General features: G+C 59.9%; 4 protein-coding genes and 1 pseudogene. All 5 read right to left on the reverse strand.

The features are described 5' to 3' along the window. Positions 1–281 (reverse strand): annotated as a pseudogene (locus GWE18_RS41750) (Hsp20/alpha crystallin family protein); the annotation flags it as partial. An 87-nt stretch (positions 282–368) separates the two neighbouring features. Further along, on the reverse strand, positions 369–833 hold the full coding sequence (locus tag GWE18_RS41755; RefSeq protein ID WP_108518375.1) for an Hsp20 family protein: 465 nt from the start codon (positions 831–833) through the stop codon (positions 369–371). A 270-nt stretch (positions 834–1,103) separates the two neighbouring features. After that, positions 1,104–1,421: a hypothetical protein gene (locus GWE18_RS41760; protein WP_275191281.1), complete on the reverse strand. Its 318-nt coding sequence runs from the start codon at positions 1,419–1,421 to the stop codon at positions 1,104–1,106. A gap of 104 nt (positions 1,422–1,525) precedes the next feature. Further along, a complete protein-coding gene (locus GWE18_RS41765; protein WP_275191282.1) occupies positions 1,526–1,702 on the reverse strand; it encodes a hypothetical protein in 177 nt (58 codons plus the stop codon). Positions 1,703–1,737: 35 nt separating this feature from the next. Further along, positions 1,738–2,038: sigma-70 family RNA polymerase sigma factor (locus GWE18_RS41770; RefSeq protein ID WP_275191283.1), on the reverse strand; the 301-nt coding region annotated here is incomplete at its 5' end.

Below are 2,038 nucleotides of genomic sequence, written 5' to 3' on the forward strand. Positions count from 1 at the left end.
TTTGCGATTTCCAGGCTGACGTCCTTCTCATCGAGACCGGGCAGCTCGGCGGTGATGCGCACCTCCTTGTCCGTCTCCTCGATGTCGATCTGCGGCCAGCCGAGCCCATCCAGAGTCCGGGAGGCAAACCCGAACGGTGCAACATCGAATCCGCGAAATACGTCCTCGAACATGCGATTCATTTCGCGGTGCAACGCAAGGAATGGATGTACTTCCGAGGCGCGCTGAAAACCGACCTCGCGCCCCTTGTTGTTCCAGGGAATGAGATCCTTAATAGCCATGGTTGTGTTCTCCCTCGATAGACTGACCTCCGCCGGGCACAGGACCGCCGCGGAAGTTAGTCTGCTGATATGAAGTTTTGAGTGTGGTCAGGCCGCTTGGCCGTCGATCTGCCGGACATCCGAAGCGGACGAACCCGCGATGGAAATCCGACGCGGCTTCATGGCCTCCGGCAGCTCGCGGACCAGTTCAATCCGGAGCAAGCCGTTGTCAAACGCCGCTCCCTTGACCTGGACGTAGTCCGCCAGATTGAACTGCCGCTTGAAAGGCCGCGACGAAATCCCCTGGTACAGGAATTCGCGCTGTTGTTTCTCGGCCTTTCGGCCTTCCACCGTCAGGACGCTTTGTTCTGCGGTGATCTCGATTTCGTCAGGCGAGAAACCTGCGACCGCCAGCGAGATCTGGTAGCGGTCTTCGCCCACGCGCTCGACGTTGCACGGCGGATAATTGTCCTCCGTGCCCGTCTGCTGCTGCGCGGCATCGACAAGGTCGAAAAGGCGGTCAAAGCCGATGGTCGACCGCCAAAGGGGAGCAAAATCGTAGGTAGTCCTCATAGCCAAATCCTCCGTTGAGCAAGATGGATACGAGCAGGCCCCGGACACCTCCGGCGCCCGGCTCCGCCGGGCCCCTGAAGGGCGCCCGGTCCGCTTGTCGCGGCACACAAGAAATTAGAAAACGCCAATCGGATTTCAAGAGGGGGCAGGGATCCAGTTGCGCAATCCGCACGGGCTGGAGGACGATCGTTAAAATCCGGAAGTGGCGCCCATTAAATTCACGACCATCGAACCACCGCCACCGAAGCGGCGGTGGTTGGCTTGCGCTTTCTATTCAACTCCCGTCCCTGCCAACAGCTGCTTGGTGTTAAAGACGTCGTCATTGGCAAACGCCGAGTCTTTCGGCATCGCCGGGACAACGAAACTGGGCGGCAACAGGGTGTCCACTCTTGGTCCCTTCGTCTCCAAGTCAAAGTTCATCCACGGCATCGTCTCAAGATGGGGGATCGGCGGGAGCGGAAGATTCTCCGGAAATTTCGACGCTGCTTGCCGTGCCTCGTCATTGCTGAACGCGCTCTCGCTCGCAAGGCCTGTGGTGGGAGTCATGAGAGCGCCCGCCAGCACAAATGCCAACAGTCTTTTCATCATGTCATCCTCCGTAAAAGTTCGTCGGGCTCGTCATTGTGGTTTCGGACTCGCCCGCTGGCCGCCGAACGCACCACCAAAGAAAACGTTCCTTGGGCTGCGCCCGGTCATGCTGCGTAGGCGATTCCTTCCTCTTGGTGCGGAAAGCGGCTGTCGGGAGCCACATCCGTCGTCGCCACCCGATTGCCTGGGTCCAAGACGGATGCCAGCAAGGCCAAAAAGGGCGCCGTGCTTGCCGCAACGGTGTTGACGATCATTACAAGAACGATCGACGGCGTAAGCATGGCCCCGGTATCCGCACGATTCGATCGTTCGGAGCCTAAGCGCGGTACAGGTCCGGCTGCTTACCGCCGGCACCGCGCCCGTAACTCTGCATCGCAGCCTGCACCTTTTGAAAAGCCCGCTGTTCGATCTGGCGGACGCGTTCGCGGGACACACCGTGTTCCGCAGCCAGCTCTTCAAGGGTCGGAGGCTCGTCCGTCAACCAGCGCGCGGTGAAGATTCGACGTTGGCGAGGGTTAAGCGTCTCGATGGCACTCTTCAGGGCCTGATGGCGATAAGCGGTCTCCTGCTGCTCGGCGAACGCTGTTTCCTGGGTTGGTGTGGGATCAACAAGCCAA

It is taken from the genome of Bradyrhizobium sp. CSA112, from assembly GCF_029051645.1.
In the GTDB taxonomy this organism is placed as follows: Bacteria; Pseudomonadota; Alphaproteobacteria; order Rhizobiales; family Xanthobacteraceae; genus Bradyrhizobium.